At 52.5% G+C, this 14,366-nt stretch carries 11 protein-coding genes; 8 read left to right on the forward strand and 3 right to left on the reverse strand.

Going from position 1 to position 14,366, the window contains the following annotated elements; all coding sequences use genetic code 11:
* Positions 1-118: 118 nt before the first annotated feature.
* Positions 119-2,527, forward strand: a complete 2,409-nt coding sequence (locus FHT67_RS20195; protein ID WP_167201036.1) for a glycoside hydrolase family 2 TIM barrel-domain containing protein — start codon at positions 119-121, stop codon at positions 2,525-2,527.
* 53 nt (positions 2,528-2,580) lie between these two features.
* The gene (locus tag FHT67_RS20200; RefSeq protein WP_167201038.1) at positions 2,581-3,660 is read left to right on the forward strand and encodes a glycoside hydrolase family 172 protein; all 1,080 of its coding nucleotides are present in this window, start codon (positions 2,581-2,583) and stop codon (positions 3,658-3,660) included.
* Between the two features lie 71 nt (positions 3,661-3,731).
* Here the strand turns inward: FHT67_RS20200 and FHT67_RS20205 are convergent, their stop codons facing one another.
* Together FHT67_RS20205 and FHT67_RS20210 are read right to left on the reverse strand one after the other, a co-directional pair.
* Positions 3,732-5,027, reverse strand: coding sequence for a UDP-glucose dehydrogenase family protein (locus FHT67_RS20205; RefSeq protein ID WP_132313518.1), 1,296 nt, complete (start codon positions 5,025-5,027; stop codon positions 3,732-3,734).
* On the reverse strand, positions 5,024-6,040 hold the full coding sequence (locus FHT67_RS20210; RefSeq protein ID WP_347880110.1) for a sugar phosphate nucleotidyltransferase: 1,017 nt from the start codon (positions 6,038-6,040) through the stop codon (positions 5,024-5,026). The genes FHT67_RS20205 and FHT67_RS20210 overlap by 4 nt, the downstream gene beginning before the upstream one ends.
* A 168-nt stretch (positions 6,041-6,208) precedes the next feature.
* Between FHT67_RS20210 and FHT67_RS20215 the strand changes: the two genes are divergently transcribed.
* A complete protein-coding gene (locus FHT67_RS20215; RefSeq protein WP_132313514.1) occupies positions 6,209-7,237 on the forward strand; it encodes a glycosyltransferase family 4 protein in 1,029 nt (342 codons plus the stop codon).
* A 1-nt stretch (position 7,238) separates the two neighbouring features.
* Entirely contained in the window at positions 7,239-7,928 is a 690-nt protein-coding gene (locus tag FHT67_RS20220) for a glycosyltransferase family 2 protein (protein WP_165930849.1), read from the forward strand.
* Between the two features lie 106 nt (positions 7,929-8,034).
* Here the strand turns inward: FHT67_RS20220 and FHT67_RS20225 are convergent, their stop codons facing one another.
* Positions 8,035-8,913, reverse strand: a complete 879-nt coding sequence (locus FHT67_RS20225; RefSeq protein WP_167201042.1) for an AraC family transcriptional regulator — start codon at positions 8,911-8,913, stop codon at positions 8,035-8,037.
* 175 nt (positions 8,914-9,088) lie between these two features.
* On the opposite strand from FHT67_RS20225, the gene FHT67_RS20230 reads away from it, so the two are divergent.
* The 4 genes from FHT67_RS20230 to htpG all read left to right on the forward strand — a co-directional run bounded on the left by FHT67_RS20230 (position 9,089) and on the right by htpG (position 14,335).
* The gene (locus FHT67_RS20230; RefSeq protein ID WP_167201044.1) at positions 9,089-10,465 is read left to right on the forward strand and encodes an MATE family efflux transporter; all 1,377 of its coding nucleotides are present in this window, start codon (positions 9,089-9,091) and stop codon (positions 10,463-10,465) included.
* 125 nt (positions 10,466-10,590) lie between these two features.
* Complete coding sequence (locus tag FHT67_RS20235; RefSeq protein ID WP_132313506.1) at positions 10,591-10,860, forward strand: hypothetical protein; 270 nt, start codon at positions 10,591-10,593, stop codon at positions 10,858-10,860.
* An 11-nt stretch (positions 10,861-10,871) separates the two neighbouring features.
* Positions 10,872-12,353 carry a serine hydrolase domain-containing protein gene (locus FHT67_RS20240; protein ID WP_132313504.1) on the forward strand — a complete coding sequence of 494 codons (1,482 nt, stop codon included), beginning with the start codon at positions 10,872-10,874 and terminating at the stop codon, positions 12,351-12,353.
* 101 nt (positions 12,354-12,454) lie between these two features.
* On the forward strand, positions 12,455-14,335 hold the full coding sequence (htpG, locus tag FHT67_RS20245; RefSeq protein WP_167201046.1) for a molecular chaperone HtpG: 1,881 nt from the start codon (positions 12,455-12,457) through the stop codon (positions 14,333-14,335).
* The last annotated feature ends 31 nt before the right edge of the window (positions 14,336-14,366 follow it).

Here is a 14,366-nt window from a genome sequence, read left to right on the forward strand (position 1 = left end):
CACTCCCGGAACAACAATTTTGTGTATGTTTACAGCAATTTGATTCATTCTATATTCCCTATTATAGCTCTATAATCTAGGTGAATCGCAATTAAGGGCATGCGAAAGGGGAAAGACGATGAACAAGGGGCGTATCATTAACCATATCAATTTGAATTGGAAATTCCATAGAGGCGACGAGCCTCGTGCCTGGTATAAAGGCTTAGACGATTCCAATTGGCGTCAGGTTACTCTTCCTCATGACTGGTCGGTCGAAGAGCCGTTCTCGGAGGAGCATTCCAGCGGAACAGGCTATCTGCCAGGCGGTATCGGCTGGTACAGAAAAGCTATTCATCTCCCGCAGTCCCTGCAAGGCAAGCGTGTCTATATTACTTTTGAAGGCGTTTACAACAACTCGCAGGTATGGTGCAACAGCTATTATATCGGAAAACGGCCATACGGCTATAGCTCTTTTACTTATGATATAACGGATTTTGTCTCATTTGGAGACCGGGAAACGATGATTTCGGTAAAGGTTGACCATAAGGATATTGCCGATTCCAGATGGTTTACGGGATCGGGCATTTACAGGGACGTATACGTGACGGTTACCGATCAGGTCCATATCGATACGTACGGCGTGTTTGTGACCACGCCCGTCGTATCGGAAGAGCAGGCTGAGGTAGCGGTTAACGTGAAAGTGGCGAACGGTTATGCCAAGGATGAGCTGGTGGAAATAAAGAACACGCTTCTGGATCAGGCGGGGCAAGTTGTTCAGACGGTGCGCGGCAGCATGACCGTTCCGGGCGATTCCGCGAAAGAAACGGAGCAGACGCTGATTGTCGCAAATCCAAAGCTGTGGTCGCCGGACAGCCCTTATCTTTACACGGTCAGAACGGAGATCCTGCGCGACGGCGAGCTGATCGATCATGTCGAAACGCCTGCCGGCATCCGCTGGTTCGAATTCGATGCGGCGAACGGCTTTTTCCTTAATGGCGCGAATATGAAAATGAAAGGCGTATGCGTGCATCACGATGCAGGCGCTTTAGGCGCCGCCGTTCCGGCAAAAGTCTGGGTCCGGAGGCTTGAAGCGCTGAAGGAATTGGGCTGCAACGCGATCCGGATGAGCCATAATCCGCCGGCTTCCAATCTGCTGGATTTATGCGATCAAATGGGTTTCCTTGTTATCGACGAGGCGTTTGACGAATGGGAGGGCGTGAAGAACAAATGGTCGACGGGCCATAACGTGTACCCGCCGAAGCATTTTGGCTATTACGAGGATTTCCCGCAATGGGGCGAGATCGACTTGAAGGAAATGGTGCTGCGCGACCGCAACCATCCGTCGATTATCATGTGGAGCATAGGCAATGAAGTGGATTATCCGAACGACCCGTATTGCCATCCTTATTTCGAGACGATGACCGGCAACAACGATGCCAACAAGCCGGCTGCGGAGCGGCAATACGATCCGAATAAGCCCAATGCGGAGCGTCTTGCGGTTATCGCAAGGCGGCTTGCGAAGGCGGTTAAGGAATGCGATACGACAAGGCCGGTAACGGCTGCGCTTGCTTTCCCGGAGCTGTCCAACCTGACCGGTTACGCGGAAGCGCTTGACATTGTCGGCTACAACTACAAGGAGCATCTGTACGAGGAGGATCTCCGGAAATTCCCGGACCGGGTTACCTACGGCAGCGAGAACGGCTCGAGCCTGCAGGCCTGGCTTGCGGTTCGGGATAACGATGCGATCAGCGGGCAGTTCATCTGGACCGGCATCGATTATTTGGGCGAAGCCAAGGGCTGGCCCGTGCGCGTAGCCGGAGCCGGGTTTATGGACACGGCGGGCTTCAAGAAAACAAGCTATTATTACCGCCAAAGCTTGTGGAGCGACAAGCCCGTTGTTTTCCTTGCCGCAATCAAAGCGGAGGAATCGGAGAAGGGCTCGAGAAGATGGACCGGCGGCGTGCCGCATTGGAACTGGGACGCCGGTGATCAGCTCAAAGTGAGCTGCCATACGAACTGCGACGAGGTGGAGCTGTTCCTGAACGGCCGGTCGCTTGGCGCGAAGAAGCTGGCGGATGCGCCGGAGCTGTACTTGACCTGGGAGACCGCCTTCGAGGAAGGAACATTGGAAGCGGTGGCGAAAGGAAAAGATGGCGAAACCCATACTTGCGTGCTTCAAACGGTAGCCGAGGCGGCTCAGCTGCAGCTGCAAGCGGATACCGCCGAGCTTCAGGCCGACGGGCTGGATATTGCCCATATCGAGATCCGGATTACGGATGGCGAGGGTCGTCCCGTCTACCTGGCCGATCATCCGATCGCGGTAACGGTTGAAGGGCCTGGCGAAATTATCGGGCTGGAGAATGGCGATATTCAAGATCTCGAGCCCTACAGCTCGCGGGTACGCAAAGCCCATCGCGGCAAGCTTCTCGCTTATGTACGAGCAACAACCGAAGCCGGGGACCTTGTTGTCACGGCGGCGGCGGAGGGACTTCAAGCCTCCAAGATAACGATCAAGGCAATCGACGTCACGGAAGCCGTAAATGCGTAAGCGGGCAAAGATCAAGATCACCTGAAATTCATATCCTGGGAGGCCTCAATCACATGAACGCTTTTAACGGATTAGGTATGGGACTTGGCAATTTGGCGAGAGTTTCGAATGCGGTATCGAGATCGATTTCTCCGGAAAATTTTACGGGCGAGAAGGGCAAGGGCGCCATGGCGTCCGAAGGGACGGGCGCTCATGCGGCCCGCGACCTTGGCGTTGGCTGGAAGGTATCTCCTTCGGTCAGCATCGCGGGCCATCAGGAGTTTACGATGGGGGTTATCGACGGGCCGGGCGTCATCCAAAACATTTGGCTGACCTGCTCGCATCAGGTTGTAAGATCGCTTATTTTCAAAATTTATTGGGATGATGAAGAAGATCCTTCCGTATACGTGCCGGTCGGCGATTTCTTCTGCAACGGCTGGGGCGAACGCGCGCTTGTGAATTCGCTGCCGATTTCGGTTAATCCGGCGGGCGGCTTCAACAGCTATTGGGAAATGCCTTTCCGAAAGAAAGCGCGTATTGTGATGCAGAACCTGTCGCATGAATCCACGATTCTGTATTATCAGATCAACTATACGCTGACGGACGTTCCTGATGATATGGCTTATTTTCATGCCCAATGGCGCCGCAGCAATCCGGTTTCCTACAAGGATGTCCATACGATTGTTGACGGCATTAAAGGTAAAGGGCATTATGTCGGCACTTATCTCGCCTGGCAGGTGAACAGCAATAACTGGTGGGGAGAGGGCGAGGTCAAGTTCTACATGGACGGCGACAAGGATTATCCGACGATCTGCAGCACGGGAACGGAGGATTATTTCGGCGGTGCCTGGAACTGGGATATGAACGGGCAGTACGTGACTTATTCCACGCCGTTCCTCGGGATGCATCAAGCGATTAAGGCGGACGGCTTGTACAAGGCGAATCAGCGCTTTGGCATGTACCGGTTCCACGTCATGGACCCGATCCGTTTCGAGGAGGATCTGAAGGTGACGATCCAGGCGCTTGGCTGGCGCTCGCATGGACGTTATCTGCCGCTGCAGGACGATATCGCTTCCGTCGCTTACTGGTATCAGCTGGAGCCGCATGCGGACCATCCGCCGATGCCGGGCATTGACGAGCTCGAAATTATTTAGGCTGTAAAATATGAGGCTGGCCCCGAGTCATTGGACTCCTGGGCCAGCCTTTTCTATATGTGGAAAACGATTCAATAACCGCTGCCGATGCCTTGATAATAATACCCTATCGCGCGCATCCGCTTGGCATCCATCATATTGCGCCCGTCAAAGAAGTTGGGCCGCTTAAGGAGTTTCTTCGCTTTCTTCCAATCCAGCTGTCCGAACTCGGGCCACTCGGTGCATAATATAATCGCTTCCGCTCCTCTTAAGGCTTCTTCTGCCGAGGAATAGACCTTCACAGCCTTGTAGGATGGCTGCCCCGGTAAAGCCGCAATAGGATCGTATAGCCGAACGTTTGCCTGTTCGCGCAACAATTGATCGATGATCCGTATCGCCGGCGCTTCCCGGATATCGTCGGTATCCGGCTTGAACGCAAGCCCCAATATCGTAACGGTTTTGCCCGCAAAGCCATCCAGCCGTCTCCTTGCTTTCTCAAGCAAATAAGCGTATTGCGTGCGGTTGACCTCTATGACCCCCTCCAAAATACCGAGATTTACATGATGCTTTCTCGAAGTCGTAACGAGTTCCGATACGTCTTTGGGAAAGCAGGAGCCGCCATACCCCAGGCCGGCTTGCAGAAAGCTTGACCCGATCCGGGGATCCAGGCCCATTCCTTCGGCAATGACCTTTACGTTGACCTCCAGCTCGTCGCAGAGTCTCGCAAGCTCGTTCATATAGGAGATTTTGGTGGCAAGGAACGAATTGGAGGCATACTTGATCAATTCCGCGGTTCTCGGCGTAGTCACAATCCAGGGGCATGCAAAAGACCAATAAAGCTTCTGCAGCTGCTCTGCCGCCCTCTGGCTATCGGTACCAATAACGATGCGGTCAGGCTTCAAAGCATCTTCGACAGCCTTGCCTTCCCTAAGAAATTCGGGATTGGAAGCGACGTCGAAGGGATAGGACGTTTGCTGCGCCGCCGCTATCCACTTTTTGATTTGCTCTTGGGTTCCGACGGGCACGGTGCTTTTGGTGACGACAAGTTTATAACCATTCATGGAATGCCCGATATCCTCGGCGGCTTGCCTAATGTAGCGCAGGTCTGCGCTTCCATCCGGCAGCGAAGGGGTTCCGACGCAAAGGAAAATAACGTCATGCTCTTTAATAACGGTTTCTTTATCGGTCGTAAACCGCAAGCGGCCGCTTCGCACATGCCTCGCAATGAGGTCTTCAAGGCCGGGCTCGTGAAAATGCAGGCGTCCTTTCTTTAGCCGTTCGATTTTGCCCGCATCGATATCAAGTCCCGTTACCTGCCAGCCGATCTCGGCAAACACCATGGCGGTCGTGGCTCCCACATAACCCGTACCGATAATCAGAATTTTCAAGGCTTATTCACCTCTTTATCGATGAGTACACCAGCGACAACGGAATGTTCGCCGATAATCACATTGTTAATAGGGAAGGAGAGATCTTTCATATGAACGCCATTCAAAATGATGCTGTTCTCGATTTGAATGTTTTCTAGTCTGGAGCCTGCTCCAACCGAAACATAAGGACCGATCCGGCAATCCTTCAGGACGCAATCTTTATCGATCGATACCGGCTCTACGATCGTGCAGCGCTCCATCCGGACAGAGTCGTGAACCTTTATCTTGCATGTCCCCGCGTCCAGCAGCTTCCGATTGGCCAGCAGCCAGCGTTCCTTCGTACCGACGTCGATGTTCAGTTGGTCGGTGACATGATAAGCAACGGCATGCCGCTGCTCGATTAACCACTGAATCGCATCCGTTATTTCGTACTCGCCCCGCTTGGAGGGGGTTATTTCGTTTACGGCGCCAAAGATTTCCTTCGTAAAAGCGTAGCCTCCTATTACCGCCAAATTAGACTTCGGATGCTTCGGTTTTTCTTCCAGGCCAACGATACGCGAATCTTGAATCTCCGCGATGCCGTAATCCTGCGGGTCCTCGACTTCCGCGAGCAGCAGGGATGCTTGTACCCCGCCATGCTCGACATCGTTCTTCAGAGCGGATAACGGAGCGGAAATCAAATTATCTCCCAGAAGGAGCAGAAACGGCTCGCCTGCCAAGTAGTCCTCCGCTTGTTTTAGCGCATTCGCGATTCCCTTGGGCGTATGCTGATAGATGTACGTAATCGCGACGCCAAACGCTTCTCCCTCGCCGAATTGCCCGCGAATGTCGGTCTCCTGGGACGGATGGATGACTATGCCGATACGATCTATTCCAAGCTCCGTTAATTTCATGATTGATAATTGCAACAGGGGCGTATTTGTGACAGGGATAAGCGTCTTCGGCCGATTATTGGTAAACGGGTATAAACGGCTTCCTTTCCCTGCACAGAGAATCAATCCCTTCAACAGCTTCTCACCTCTTTCTATCAACTTCTATTATTCTATTAAAATGATTTGCACTTGGTATGGGCGTATACTGCACGCGGCATTAAAGTGGGTTGCCGTTATTGGTGAAAGCGCCGTGCCCTGCACAGATGTCCATTCATATCCTACAAGGAATGCCTATGGGAAGATTTGACCTAAGGAGTTGAGAGGCGTTTGAGAATTGTTCAAATATCGACGAATACGATTCCCGTACCTCCGAAGGATTACGGGGGCACGCAGCGCGACGTGCATTATTTAACGGAAGAGTTGGTCAACCGGGGGCATGAAGTGATTCTGTTTGCCAAGAAAGGTTCAACCTCGAATGCCACCCAAACGTTCGAATACGAGTCGGATGATCCGAAAAAACAGCTGGACTTCATTATAAAAAATCTACCGCCTGACGTGGATATCATTCACGATCACTACGGGATCGTCGCGAAGGCGAACCCGCCTATTCCGACAATCTGCAACTCCCATTCCAAAGGAATCAAGGGAGACGTACAGCTTCGGGTATACGTCAGTAAATTCATTCTCCGCAAATACGGGAAACGCAAGGGCTATGCCGTCCATAACGGCATCCGCATGGAGGATTACACCTACACGAAAGACAAACAAAATTACCTGCTCTTCATGGGACGATTGATTAAGGAAAAAGGCGTCCACCTCGCCATAAAGGTTGCCAAAAAAACGGGCATGCGGCTTATCATTGCCGGCACGATGAACGACAAAGCCTATTTCAACGCGAAAATCAAACCGCATCTGGGCAAGAAAATCAGCTATATCGGCCCCGTCGGAGGAGACCGCAAACGCGAGCTGCTCGCCAACGCAAGCTGCGTCCTGTTCACGTCGACCTGGGATGAACCCTTCGGACTGGTCCTCATCGAATCGCTGGCCAGCGGAACGCCCGTGCTAGGTTTCAAGAAAGGCGGCGTTGCGGAGGTGCTTAAAGGAATGCCTCAGCTCCTATGCAAAACGACATCCGAGATGGCAAGGAAGGTTAAATACCGCAAGAAGCTGCTGCCGAGGTCCAGCGAATGCAGACGTTATGCCAGATCCCGTTACTCCGATCGGATCATGACGGACGGATTCTTAAATTTGTACCAGAAGATCATCGATAAAAAATTGTACAAAATCAAAAAAAATACATTGTGGAACCGACGCGAAGCCAAGCTGCTGGCTGCGCCGAAGGGAGATGACATGTAAGATGATCACCGTAATCGCGTGTACGATGAGATCCGAATTCATGGATAATGTCTTCGATAATTACGATCGGCAGGTTTGGAAGGACAAACAGATGATTATCGTCCTCAATAACGACAAGATGGATATCGAGCTCTATCAGGAGCGGGCAAACCAATATCCGGAGAACGAAGTGAGGGTGATCCAGCTTCCCCAAGAATACAAGCTTGGCAAATGCCTGAACCACGCCATTAACATGGCCCAAGACGGCATTATCGCCAAGTTTGACGATGACGATTACTACGGACCGAAGTTTTTGCGCGAGACGGCGCGGGCAATCAAAAGCGGCAAAGCGTCCATCGTGGGCAAACATACCTCTTACATTTACTTTGAAGCAACTCGTTCGCTGATGGTTTTCCGCAAGGGGGGCGAAAGGAAATACACGCGCAGCATCAAGGGAGGCACGCTGGTCTTCCGGAAATCGGTCTGGAAGCGCGTCCCGTTTCCCGAGTTCAAGAAGGTCGGCACGGATTCCGGCTGGGTGGGGCGGTGCATCCGCAGAGGCTTCCGCGTGTATTCCGTATCCAAGCGGCACTATGTGTGCATTAGAAGAAGGAATACGAAAAGCCATACGCAAAAGAAAAGCACGCGCCTGTACATGTCGCACTGCAGGCTTGTTCGCAAGACGAAGCATTACAGACGTTACGTAAACTAGGGGATTGGCCGCGAAAGCCGAAGCCGTAGGATTATCGGCTTTGCAGGAGAGCATTTACAATGACCATGCAAAAAAGCAGACGGGGCCCGTCTGCTTTTATTTGTGCTCAGACACTTCTTTGCCCCTTTCGAAGATCACGCGGCGAAACGCCCCGCAGCTGGCGGAACAGCTTCGAGAAGCTGTTAATGCTGCTGCAGCCGATCTCGGCGGCGATGTCGGTGACGCTCATCGATGTGTTTTTCAGCAAATATTCCGCTCTATTAATGCGGTTAATATTCATGTATTGCACAAACGTCTGCCCCGTAACCTTCTTGAACATCCGGCAGAAATGATACGGACTCATATGGACAAACGAGGCTGCTTGCTCGACGGTTACGCGCTCGGCGACGTCGGATTCCAGGCGGGTGAGCAGCTCCTTGAAGCGGTCGGTTCTCGCGCGGAACGCGTTCATCTCGGAATCGCTGCGCTGCATGACGGTAAATTCCCGGCTAAGCCAGGTGAAGAGCAGCTGGCAGTAGGATCGGACCGCAAGCTCGTAGCCGCGGGGCTTCCGTTCGAATTCTCCGGCTAACTGCAGCGTTGTATGCTTCAGCAGCGGATACATCGGGTCTGTCTGCCCGATCCGGTTCGCAATCATGGACATGCCATTCGTATACGGAGCGACCAGATCGACAATATGCGGTTCCTTCAGTCCAAGTATGGACGGGTTAAACACAAGCGCGTATATCGTAAACGGCTCGTTCGGCTGGAGAGAGGCCGCGGAATGGAGCTCGCCGCTGTTGACGAACAGCATGTCGCCCGGCTTGACCTTGAACGGCTGGCCGCCGATGGTATAGAGCACCTCGCCGCTTTCGACGTAGATGAGCTCGAAATGCTCATGCCAGTGGAGGGGCAGGGAGCAGCCGATTTCAAAGGTTGGATGAAATACGTTAATCGGCAGGGCCGGATCGGTCATAAGAGTATTCTCGTATAAATCGCTTCGCATAGGTACTGCCTCCGGCCAACAGATTAGCAAGATCGGGATAATAAACAACAAGAAGCATTAAGACATTAAACCGCGAACGTACTATATTGGTTAATGTTATCACAGAGAGAAGCTCCGGTGCTTATCGATTATTGGAGCAAAAATGGGTTAAACAGGCCGGGAGGTACGGGCAGCTATGGCTCACATCGAAAAAGACAGATCCATCTCTTTATACGCGCTTGCATGGCCTATCGCTATCGAGTTGATTTTACAATTTTTAATGGGAACCGTTGATTCCCTGATGGTCAGCCGCTTGGGGGACAATGCGGTGTCGGCGGTCGGCGTATCCAATCAGGTGATGCGTTCCCTGCTTACGATCTTTGTGCTTATCAACGGCGGGGCTGGAATCGTTATTGCGCGCAGATGGGGAGCGGGCGATCCTCATACGGCGAGGCGGGCCGCGGCAATGGCGATAAAAGTCGGGCTGATTGGCGGGGTACTGGTGAGTCTGCTGTTTGCTTTTGGCTCGGGTACAATCGTGAGCCTGATGGGGACGCCTGCCGAAGTCGTTCCGCAGGCGACGACTTACATGGCCTTTATCGGCGGCTGCTCTCTCTTGACGGAGCTTAATATGATGCTGACCGTGATGATCCGGAACACCGGCAATACGCGCGGGCCGATGATGATTGCCATCGGAATGAACGTCATTCACGTGCTGCTGAACTATGTGTTTATCTTTGGCGAGCTGGGCTTCCCGCAGATGGGGATTGAGGGGATCGGCATCTCGACGATTATCAGCCGATTGCTTGCGTGCGCGGTTGGCGTATGGCTCCTGCTCCGTTCGTTCCCAAGCCCGTTTGAGCGGAGCGACTGGCGCGGGTTTGACCGTCCGCTGCTCAAGGAGATGGTTGGCATTGGCCTGCCGAATCTGGGCAATGCGGCATCCTGGGGGTATTCGCAGATTGTCACGCTGGCAATCGTCTCATCGATGGGGGCGGCGCAGCTGGCGGCCTTTTCCTACTTCAACATCATCCAGCAGCTGCCTTGGCTGATTGGCAACTCCATCGGCATGGCCGTCCAGATTCAGTGCGGCCAGCTGTACGGCGGGAAAAGGTATGACGAGGTTTACCGGGCTCCGTACCGGGCTGCCATGATTGGCATGTTGCCAACCTTTGCGCTGGCCGTGCTGCTGTACGCTTTCGGGCATACGACAATCGGCTGGTTTACGTCGGATCAAGAAATAACCGGCATCCTGCTGCCGTTGTTCTTCTGGTGCATGATTTGGCAGCCGATGCGGACTTGGACGTATTCCTTTATCCAGTCCCTGACGGCAATTGGCGAGGCCAAGTTTGTCGCCATGAGCAGCATGCTTGGCATGTGGATCTTCGCGACAGGCGGCGCGTATGTGTTTGGCGTACTGCTCGATATGGGCATTATGGGGGCACTCTTGGGCTTGCTGCTTGATGAACTGTTCCGCGCCATCCTCGTCGGCACCCGTTGGATCCGCCGCCGCAAGCTGCCGAGGCGGCAGGAACCGTCTGCATCTGCGGTGCAGACGGTTGGCATGAACTAGAATAATGAAGCCACTTCTTCGGGAGTGGTTTTTTTGCGAGAACATTATTTTTAATTTCCATATAAAGGGGTCGGAGGATTTTGGTTGAATCTATAGTCAGATGAGGATGAGAGGAGAGAGCTTGTTTGAATTCAAAATCATTATTTTACATAGGTTCCTTGTTCCTGTTGGTTAGCGGTCTGATGTATTCGCTAGAGCGGTACTCCAACTATGAAATGGCTGGTCGTATTCAAAGCGGATACGCCATAAATTCAGGTTCAATCTTCACAGAGGATGTAGAAGTTAAACTGAGCGATAATGAGTTGGTATTACCTTTTATCGTAATTGGCGCTGCTTTTATTCTGCTAAGTCTCCTGCTTACATTACTGTCAGCTAGAAAAACGGAGAAGGATTAGGAGGCTCTTACTTGTCTTTGTTCTCTGATTTCCCGGAAAATCACGGCTTGTCTACGCAAGCGTTAATCGAACTATTCGCCCAAACCGAGCAGCGAGACCTGCAAGTTAACAGCTTTATGCTGCTGCAGGACGGAAAAGTAACGGCTGAGTATTGGCGGGAGCCTTACCGGAAGGACACGCCGCAGCTGCTGTATTCCTTAAGCAAAAGCTTCACGTCGATTGCCGTTGGTATCGCCTGGGACAAAGGTCTGCTTGAGCTCGATGAACCAGTCATCTCGTTTTTTCCGGACAAGCTGCCAGCCACGGTATCGCCGAATCTGGCACGCATGACCATTCGCCATCTGCTCTCCATGACCGCCGGCCATGATTTTAATCTTTATTCCGCCGTTGCGGCGGAGCAGGATTGGGTGGCTGCGTTCCTTGCGCAGGAAGTGGCGCTGGAGCCGGGAACTCATTATCTGTACAGCACGCATTCCACTTACATGCTCTCAGCGATCATCGAACGGGTTACAGGGCAGTCGCTTGTCGACTTCCTGATGCCAGCCTTATTCGAGCCTCTCGGTATACCAAGGCCGGTCTGGGAGACTTGTCCTCTTGGCATCACGGCGGGAGGCATGGGACTAAGCCTGACGACGGAGAGTGTAGCGAAGTTTGGCCAAATGCTTTTGAATAGCGGAGTGTACGGGAAGAACAGAATCGTCTCGGAGCGTTATCTGGAGCTTGCGACAACCGAGCAAAGCGATAACCGCATAGCCAATGCGGGGAAAATCGACTCCATGCAGGGCTACGGCTATCAGTTCCACCTGTGCCGCCGAGGCTGTTACCGGGGGGACGGCTCTTTTGGCCAAATGTGCTTTGTGGCTCCTAAGGAGAAGCTCGTTATCGCGATGACGGCAAGCTTCAGCAATATGCGCGAGCTGCAGCTCATGCTGGACCTTATTTATGAGCATATTTTTGATCGTTTGGAAAACAAAGAGCTGCCGGTGTCAGCGCCCGCATCGGACATGCTTCAGCAGCAGCTCAGCCGCCTGTCCCGGCTTCATATTCCGGTCGCCATGCCGATTCCGGGCGACGCCATCCTTCTATTAAACCGGAGATATGAATTGGCGGATAACCCGTGCGGGCTTCAGGAGCTCGCTTTCGTCGAGGGAAACGACGGGCAACAGATGGAGCTCCAGCTAATCTTCAAAGACAGCAAGCGGAACACGCGGCTGCCGTATTCTTTTGCCGGACCGGTCTATTCGAAATCCGTCTTTACAAAAGACCTCGCCGACCACGAGCAGACGGTTGTCGCCTATGCCGCATGGGAGACTGGCCGCCGGTTAAAGCTCACGCTCTATTATATTGAAACGCCTTATATCGTTACGTACACGCTGGGCTTCCCGGACGACAGCTCAATAGAGCTGCAGTTCCGCATCCATGTATCGCTCGATATTCCAGATTTCACAGCCGAAGGCACGCGAAGTCCATTCTCATTGCCGATATCCGGTTGACACCCAAAATCTCCATATTATATAGTAAAAGCAAGGCTTAGCACTCCAACATGGAGAGTGCTAACACAATCACACGATATTGGAAGGAGAACATCACACGAATGGAAAAGCAACAGTTCAAAGCGGAATCGAAACGGCTGCTGGAGATGATGATCAACTCCATTTATACGCAGCGCGAAATTTTCTTGAGAGAGCTTATCTCGAATGCCAGCGACGCGATTGATAAAATCTACTACAAAGCACTGACGGACGACCAACTGGTATTCAACAAAGAGAGCTATTATATAAAAGTAACGGTGGATAAGGATAACCGCAAGCTGATTCTCTCGGATACGGGGATCGGCATGACGCAAGAGGAGCTGGAAAACAACCTTGGCGTTATTGCGAAGAGCGGCTCGCTCGCGTTCAAGAAAGAGAACGAAGCGAAGGACGGCCACAACATTATCGGCCAATTCGGCGTAGGCTTCTACTCGGCGTTTATGGTGGCGGACAAGGTTGAGGTCATTAGCCGTGCGCTGGGCGCGGATGAGGCATTCAAATGGGAATCGGAAGGCGCTGACGGCTACACGATTACTCCTGCGGACAAAGCGGATGTGGGCACCGATATCATCATGACGATCAAGCCGAACACCGAGGACGACAATTACGACGAGTTCCTCGAAGAATACCGCTTGAGATCGATCATTAAGAAGTACTCGGACTTTATCCGCTACCCGATCAAGATGGATGTGAAGGGCCAGCGTCCAAAGGCGGACAGCGAAGGCGAGTTCGAGGAATACCAAGAGGAACAAACGATCAACAGCATGGTTCCGATCTGGCGCAAAAACAAAAACGAGCTGACGCAGGAAGACTACGACAACTTCTACTTCGAGAAGCGCTACGGCTTCGATAAGCCGCTGAAGCATTTGCATATCAGCGCGGACGGCGCGGTGGTCTACAATGCGATCCTCTTTATCCCGGAGAATACGCCATTCGACTACTACACGAAGGAATTCGAAAAAGGCCTGGAGCTCTACTCGAACGGCGTCCTCATTATGGACAAATGCGCGGACCTGCTGCCGGACTATTTCAGCTTCGTGAAAGGGATGGTCGACTCCGAGGATCTGTCGCTGAACATTTCCCGGGAGCTGCTGCAGCATGACCGTCAATTGCAGCTGATCGCGAAGAACATCAAGAACAAAATCAAGAGCACGCTGCAAAGCCTGCTTAAGGAAGAACGCGAGAAGTACGAAGGCTTCTACAAGGCGTTTGGCCGCCAGCTGAAGTTTGGCGTGTACAACGACTACGGCGCGAACAAGGATACTTTGCAGGATCTGCTTCTGTTCTACTCTTCGAAGGAGAAGAAGCAGGTTACGCTTGAAGAATACGTGTCCCGCATGCCGGAAGACCAGAAGTACATCTATTACGCGTCGGGCGAGTCGATCGAACGTCTCGAGAAGCTGCCGCAAGCCGAGATCGTAACGGATAAAGGCTATGAGCTGCTCTACTTCACCGACGATATCGACGAGTTCGCGATCAAGATGATCGGCACGCACAAAGACAAGTCGTTCAAAAACGTGTCCAGCGGCGATCTTGGCATCGAAGCGGACGAAGCGGAAAAGCAAACCGAAGAAGAAGCTAACGACAACAAGGATCTGTTCGCGGCAATGAAAGAAATTCTTGGCGACAGCGTGACGGGCGTCAAGGCTTCCAAGCGTCTCAAATCCCATCCGGTCTGCCTGTCTTCCGAAGGCGAAGTGACGATCGAGATGGAGAAGGTGCTGAAGGCGATGCCGAACGGCCAGGACGTGAAAGCCAGCAAGGTGCTGGAAATCAACGTGAACCATGACGTATTCAAGGCGCTGAAGGATGCTTACGCCACCGACAAAACAAAGCTGAGCCTCTATACCAGCCTGCTGTTCAATCAGGCGCTTCTGATCGAAGGCTTGACGGTGCAGGATCCGGTTCAGTTTACGAACGATATTTGCAAAATCATGCTGTAAAAATAAAAGGTCTCCGCTTTGCCTTCATTCG

Source organism: Paenibacillus sp. BK720 (assembly GCF_011761545.1).
Taxonomy (GTDB): domain Bacteria; phylum Bacillota; class Bacilli; order Paenibacillales; family Paenibacillaceae; genus Pristimantibacillus.

Coding starts and splice junctions, on each gene's coding strand:
- FHT67_RS20195 (WP_167201036.1), top strand. CDS start 119: ATGAACAAGGGGCGTATCATTAACCATATCAATTTGAATTGGAAATTC.
- FHT67_RS20200 (WP_167201038.1), top strand. CDS start 2,581: ATGAACGCTTTTAACGGATTAGGTATGGGACTTGGCAATTTGGCGAGA.
- FHT67_RS20220 (WP_165930849.1), top strand. CDS start 7,239: ATGATCACCGTAATCGCGTGTACGATGAGATCCGAATTCATGGATAAT.
- FHT67_RS20225 (WP_167201042.1), bottom strand. CDS start 8,913: ATGCGAAGCGATTTATACGAGAATACTCTTATGACCGATCCGGCCCTG.
- FHT67_RS20230 (WP_167201044.1), top strand. CDS start 9,089: ATGGCTCACATCGAAAAAGACAGATCCATCTCTTTATACGCGCTTGCA.
- htpG (WP_167201046.1), top strand. CDS start 12,455: ATGGAAAAGCAACAGTTCAAAGCGGAATCGAAACGGCTGCTGGAGATG.